4 protein-coding genes, 1 tRNA gene and 2 pseudogenes are annotated in these 5,837 nt (G+C 44.0%); 6 read left to right on the top strand and 1 reads right to left on the bottom strand.

Features of this window, described 5'->3' with window-relative positions; translation table 11 throughout:
- Nucleotides 1-138 (bottom strand): annotated as a pseudogene (locus HMPREF0106_RS27275) (IS1380 family transposase); the annotation flags it as partial.
- Between the two features lie 156 nt (nt 139-294).
- Here HMPREF0106_RS27275 and HMPREF0106_RS00935 point away from each other — a divergent pair.
- The 6 genes and pseudogenes from HMPREF0106_RS00935 to HMPREF0106_RS28025 all read left to right on the top strand — a co-directional run.
- Nucleotides 295-1,617, top strand: coding sequence for an MATE family efflux transporter (locus HMPREF0106_RS00935; protein ID WP_008025832.1), 1,323 nt, complete (start codon nt 295-297; stop codon nt 1,615-1,617).
- A 104-nt stretch (nt 1,618-1,721) separates the two neighbouring features.
- Nucleotides 1,722-3,044, top strand: a complete 1,323-nt coding sequence (gene ffh / locus HMPREF0106_RS00940) for a signal recognition particle protein (protein ID WP_004312925.1) — start codon at nt 1,722-1,724, stop codon at nt 3,042-3,044.
- Between the two features lie 206 nt (nt 3,045-3,250).
- Nucleotides 3,251-4,132, top strand: a complete 882-nt coding sequence (gene folD, locus HMPREF0106_RS00945) for a bifunctional methylenetetrahydrofolate dehydrogenase/methenyltetrahydrofolate cyclohydrolase FolD (RefSeq protein WP_004312924.1) — start codon at nt 3,251-3,253, stop codon at nt 4,130-4,132.
- Nucleotides 4,129-5,283 carry a CapA family protein gene (locus tag HMPREF0106_RS00950; protein ID WP_009041216.1) on the top strand — a complete coding sequence of 385 codons (1,155 nt, stop codon included), beginning with the start codon at nt 4,129-4,131 and terminating at the stop codon, nt 5,281-5,283. The genes folD and HMPREF0106_RS00950 overlap by 4 nt, the downstream gene beginning before the upstream one ends.
- A 64-nt stretch (nt 5,284-5,347) precedes the next feature.
- Nucleotides 5,348-5,426 (top strand) — tRNA-His (locus HMPREF0106_RS00955).
- A 195-nt stretch (nt 5,427-5,621) separates the two neighbouring features.
- Nucleotides 5,622-5,837: pseudogene (locus HMPREF0106_RS28025) on the top strand (transposase); the annotation flags it as partial.

Below are 5,837 nucleotides of genomic sequence, written 5' to 3'. Positions count from 1 at the left end.
ATATCCGATGATACTGCTGCATCTCTGACCAAGTGTCTGGTCGATAATAGGTGAAAGCATGGAGTCAAATTGCTCCATGATTGAAAAAATTCCTCCAAAAGGTGTGAGTTTTTCAGATTTTATTTGTACCTTTGCCATGTCTTGTTACGATTTACGCTTGTTTTGAATTGCAACACTAAGATAAGTGAAAAATCTGACATGGCAAAATCCTGAGCAACTTTTTGTTGCTCAGGAACTTATAAATAAAGTTAAATTATAGTGTTGCGGAATTAAGGTAAACTTAAACGCTTAATTATGTATACCAACAAACAGATTTGGAGTGTCAGTTACCCGATACTACTAAGCTTGCTGGCACAAAATGTCATCAATGTCACCGACACAGCATTCCTCGGACACGTGAGCGAGGTAGCTCTTGGAGCATCGGCTATGGGCGGGTTATTTTATATATGTGTATTCACCATCGCATTCGGATTCAGTACCGGTTCGCAGATTGTCATAGCACGACGCAATGGCGAAGGCCGCTATTCAGATGTCGGCCCTGTCATGATTCAAGGAGTCATGTTCCTGTTCGTGATGGCACTGCTGCTATTTGGATTCACCAAGGCATTCGGTGGAAACATCATGCGTTTGCTAGTTTCTTCAGAATCCATCTACGAAGGAACAATGGAGTTTCTAGACTGGCGTATTTACGGATTCTTTTTCTCTTTTATCAATGTCATGTTCCGGGCATTGTATATCGGCATTACACGCACTAAAGTGCTAACCATCAATGCCATTGTCATGGCATTAACCAATGTCGTACTAGACTATGCATTAATCTTCGGAAAGTTCGGTTTGCCGGAAATGGGTATCAAAGGGGCTGCTATTGCTTCCGTATTGGCAGAAGCCTCCTCCATTCTCTTTTTCGTCATCTATACGTATGCCACGGTCGATTTAAAGAAATACGGTATGAACCGCCTGCGCACATTCGACCCTGCATTGCTGATGCGGATTCTTAGTATCTCCTGCTTCACCATGCTGCAATATTTCCTGTCGATGGCTACCTGGTTTGTTTTCTTCGTAGCCGTAGAACGGTTGGGACAACGGGAACTGGCAATTGCCAATATCGTCCGGAGTATTTATGTCGTATTGCTGATTCCGGTCAACGCACTGGCTACGACTACCAACAGTCTTGTCAGCAATGCTATTGGTGCAGGAGGCATCCAGCACGTGATGCCGCTCATTAATAAAATTGCGCGTTTCTCCTTTTTCATCATGCTGGGGTTAGTAGCGGTATCGGCACTGTTTCCGCAGTTCCTGCTCTCTATCTACACCAGTGAAGCTGCGCTCATTACGGAGTCCGTACCTTCGGTATATGTAATTTGTTGCGCCATGCTTATCGCATCCGTAGCCAATGTAGTGTTCAACGGTATCTCCGGAACAGGAAATACACAGGCAGCCCTGTTGCTCGAAACGATTACAATTATCATCTACGGATCATACATCATTTTCATCGGAATGTGGCTGAAAGCACCGATCGAAATTTGCTTTACGATTGAGATTGTGTATTATAGCTTGCTGTTGATAACAAGTTATATTTATCTCAAAAAAGCAAAATGGCAGAATAAAAAGATATAAATACAAGAGATTTTTGTACATTTGCAAGCTCAAATAAAGAGTAGACGGAAAAGTCCCTCTTTCGCCCAAGTAAATTGTAATTAGTAATTCGTAATTAAATAACTATGTTCGATAATTTAAGTGAAAGACTAGAACGGTCATTCAAGATTCTGAAAGGTGAAGGCAAAATCACCGAAATCAACGTGGCGGAGACGCTGAAAGACGTACGTAAAGCACTTCTCGACGCCGACGTAAACTACAAGGTGGCAAAGAATTTCACGGATACAGTGAAAGAAAAAGCTCTTGGCCAGAACGTGCTTACGGCTGTGAAGCCAAGCCAGTTGATGGTGAAAATCGTACATGATGAACTTACGCAGTTGATGGGTGGAGAGACAGCCGAGATCAATATCGACGCCCGTCCGGCAGTCATCCTGATGTCAGGTTTGCAAGGTTCGGGTAAGACCACCTTCTCCGGTAAGTTGGCACGGATGCTGAAAACCAAGAAAAACCGTAAGCCATTACTGGTTGCTTGTGACGTTTACCGTCCGGCAGCTATCGAACAGTTGCGCGTATTGGCAGAACAAATCGAAGTACCGATGTACTGCGAACTGGACAGCAAGAATCCGGTAGAAATCGCACAACACGCTATTCAGGAAGCTAAAGCCAAAGGATATGACCTCGTTATCGTCGATACAGCCGGACGTCTGGCAGTAGACGAACAGATGATGAACGAGATCGCCGCTATCAAAGAAGCAATCAACCCGAACGAAATTCTGTTCGTGGTAGACTCCATGACCGGTCAGGATGCTGTAAACACGGCTAAAGAATTCAACGAACGTCTGGACTTCAACGGTGTGGTACTGACCAAACTCGATGGTGACACCCGCGGTGGTGCGGCTCTTTCTATCCGTTCGGTAGTGAACAAACCGATCAAATTTGTTGGTACAGGTGAAAAGCTGGAAGCAATCGACCAATTCCACCCTGCCCGTATGGCCGACCGTATTCTCGGTATGGGTGACATCGTTTCATTGGTAGAACGTGCACAGGAACAATATGATGAAGAAGAGGCTAAACGTTTACAGAAGAAAATTGCCAAGAACCAATTCGACTTTAATGACTTCCTTAGCCAGATTGCACAAATCAAGAAAATGGGTAATCTGAAAGACCTTGCCTCCATGATTCCGGGAGTAGGAAAGGCAATCAAAGATATTGATATTGACGACAATGCTTTCAAAAGCATCGAAGCTATCATCTATTCCATGACTCCGGCAGAACGTTCCAACCCGGAAATACTGAACGGTTCACGTCGTACACGTATCGCAAAAGGTAGCGGAACGACTATTCAGGAAGTAAACCGCCTGCTGAAACAGTTCGACCAGACTCGCAAAATGATGAAGATGGTAACTAGCAGCAAGATGGGCAAGATGATGCCTAAAATGAAAAGATAATCATTCAATAGATCCAAACTGATTATAACAAAAAAGAGGAAGTTTCGACTTCCTCTTTTTTGTATCCGGAAACCTACAGTAGAAAGTAGTTTCTCCACTAACAAACTGATAATATACTGCTCATCTCCTGACAAAAATTCCAATCCTTTTGGAGAGTTCAGTTATTTATTTTACTTTTGCCCATCACCAATAAATACTCTGAAAATATGACTCTGATAGACGGAAAAGCCATTTCCGAACAAGTGAAACAAGAGATTGCAGCCGAAGTAGCCGAAATTGTGGCTCGTGGCGGAAAACGCCCGCATCTGGCGGCTATCCTTGTTGGACACGATGGTGGTAGCGAAACGTATGTAGCTGCCAAAGTAAAAGCCTGTGAAGTATGTGGATTCAAGTCCTCCCTCATCCGTTATGAAAGTGACGTGACCGAAGAAGAACTGCTTGCCAAAGTACGCGAACTGAATGAAGACGACGATGTAGACGGCTTTATCGTACAACTTCCCTTACCTAAACATATCTCCGAACAGAAAGTAATTGAAACGATTGATTACCGTAAAGATGTAGACGGCTTCCACCCGATCAATGTAGGCCGTATGTCCATCGGACTTCCGTGCTATGTATCCGCTACTCCCAACGGTATCCTCGAATTGTTGAAACGTTACGAAATAGAGACTTCCGGCAAAAAATGTGTTGTACTCGGACGTAGCAATATCGTCGGCAAACCGATGGCTGCCCTGATGATGCAGAAAGCCTATCCGGGCGATGCCACAGTGACGGTATGCCACAGCCGCAGCAAAGACCTGATAAAAGAATGTCAGGAAGCTGATATTATCATCGCTGCCCTAGGACAACCCAACTTTGTAAAAGCCGAAATGGTGAAAGAAGGTGCGGTAGTTATCGATGTAGGTACTACGCGTGTGCCGGATGCAACCAAGAAATCAGGCTTCAAACTGACTGGTGACGTGAAGTTTGACGAAGTTGCCCCAAAATGTTCCTTTATCACTCCCGTACCGGGCGGTGTTGGACCGATGACGATTGTATCGTTAATGAAAAATACACTCTTAGCTGGCAAGAAAGCCATTTATCAATGAAACATAGCTTGTTTCTGATGATTTTACTTCTCTCTTTGTCCTGCACCTCCCGGTCGCAGGCAAAGAGAGATTCTATCATCGATACCCTGTCGGACAGCCTTTCCGCAACCGACAGTATTCCCCCCACTGATACCCTACGACTCCTTTTCGTAGGTGACCTCATGCAGCATCAAGGACAAATCAACGTTGCACGGACCTCAACCGGCTATGATTATTCCACCTGTTTTACGTACGTTAAAGAAGAAATAGGGAGAGCCGATCTCGCTATCGCCAATCTGGAAGTTACGTTAGGAGGCAAACCCTACAAAGGTTATCCTGCTTTCAGCGCACCGGACGAATTTCTGACCGCAATTCATGACGCAGGTTTCAATGTTTTAGTGACTGCCAACAATCATAGTCTCGACCGTGGCAAATCCGGACTGGAGCGTACCATTCAACTTATCGACTCGTTGAAAATTCCACATGCAGGCACGTATATCAACACCGAAGAACGCGACAAGAAATATCCTCTTTTATTGGAAAAGAACGGGTTCCGCATCGCCCTGCTCAACTATACGTATGGCACAAACGGTATCCCCGTTACTCCTCCCAATATCGTGAACTATATTGATACAACAGTTATCGCCAAAGATATTGAAGAGAGCAAAACAATGAAACCGGACGCAATCATAGCTTGTATGCATTGGGGAATCGAATACCAGTCGCTCCCGGACAAAGAGCAGAAATTCCTTGCTGACTGGCTGATTCAAAAAGGAGTAAATCATGTCATCGGCTCCCACCCTCACGTAGTTCAACCCATTGAAGTTCGCACAGACAGCGTGACGAACGACAAACATCTCGTAGTCTATTCACTGGGAAATTATATTTCCAATATGTCCGCCCGCCGCACCGATGGTGGACTGATGGTAAGAATGGAATTAGTAAAAGACAGCACAGTCCGTCTCAATAATTGCGAGTATAGTTTAGTCTGGACAGCCCGCCCCATTCAGTCCGGGAAAAAAAATCATCAATTACTCCCCGTCAACCTACCTGCTGATTCAATTCCTTTACAAGCACGTAACTCTCTGAAGATCTTCACAAATGATGCTCGAACCCTTTTCAACAAGCACAATCAGGGAATAAAAGAATATACTTTTTACAAAAAAAAGTAGTGAAATCTTTTGGAGATTAAAAGATAATATCTATCTTTGCACCGCGTTAGAGAAACGCAGACATGGTGGCTGTAGTTCAGTTGGTTAGAGCGTCAGATTGTGGTTCTGAATGTCGTGGGTTCGAGTCCCATCTGCCACCCCCAAAGAAACCCTTGTAAGTTAAGTACTTATGAGGGTTTTCTTTTTGTTGGTAGAATATCATTCAAGTGCTAAAGTTTTTCCTACTATAAAGTTGAAAAACATAAAAGCATCTGCCACCTGCAACGAAAAGGGCTCAGTCTGAAAACGGCTCAGTCTGAAACCTTGGGGGATTGCGTTAAAATTCTTATTTTTGCATCATGAAAACATCCTCTTCCCAAACGATTGATCCTGTTGCTTCTTTAAGCTTGTTCTTGCCTTCAGGAATCCTTGATTATTTTACCCTAGTCAATCATGTTTCTCAGGATACTTGCTTTATTCTTTATTTAGAGGAGAAAGCCACTATTCCTGCTGAGTACTCAGATCTACATCTTCACTCAAAAGGTTTCCTCCCTGAGATTGAAGTTCAGGACTTC

The organism is Bacteroides sp. D22 (genome assembly GCF_000163675.1).
GTDB lineage: Bacteria > Bacteroidota > Bacteroidia > Bacteroidales > Bacteroidaceae > Bacteroides > Bacteroides xylanisolvens.
Note: the sequence above shows the minus strand (reverse complement) of the source record. Positions and strands in the feature narration are given on the sequence as shown.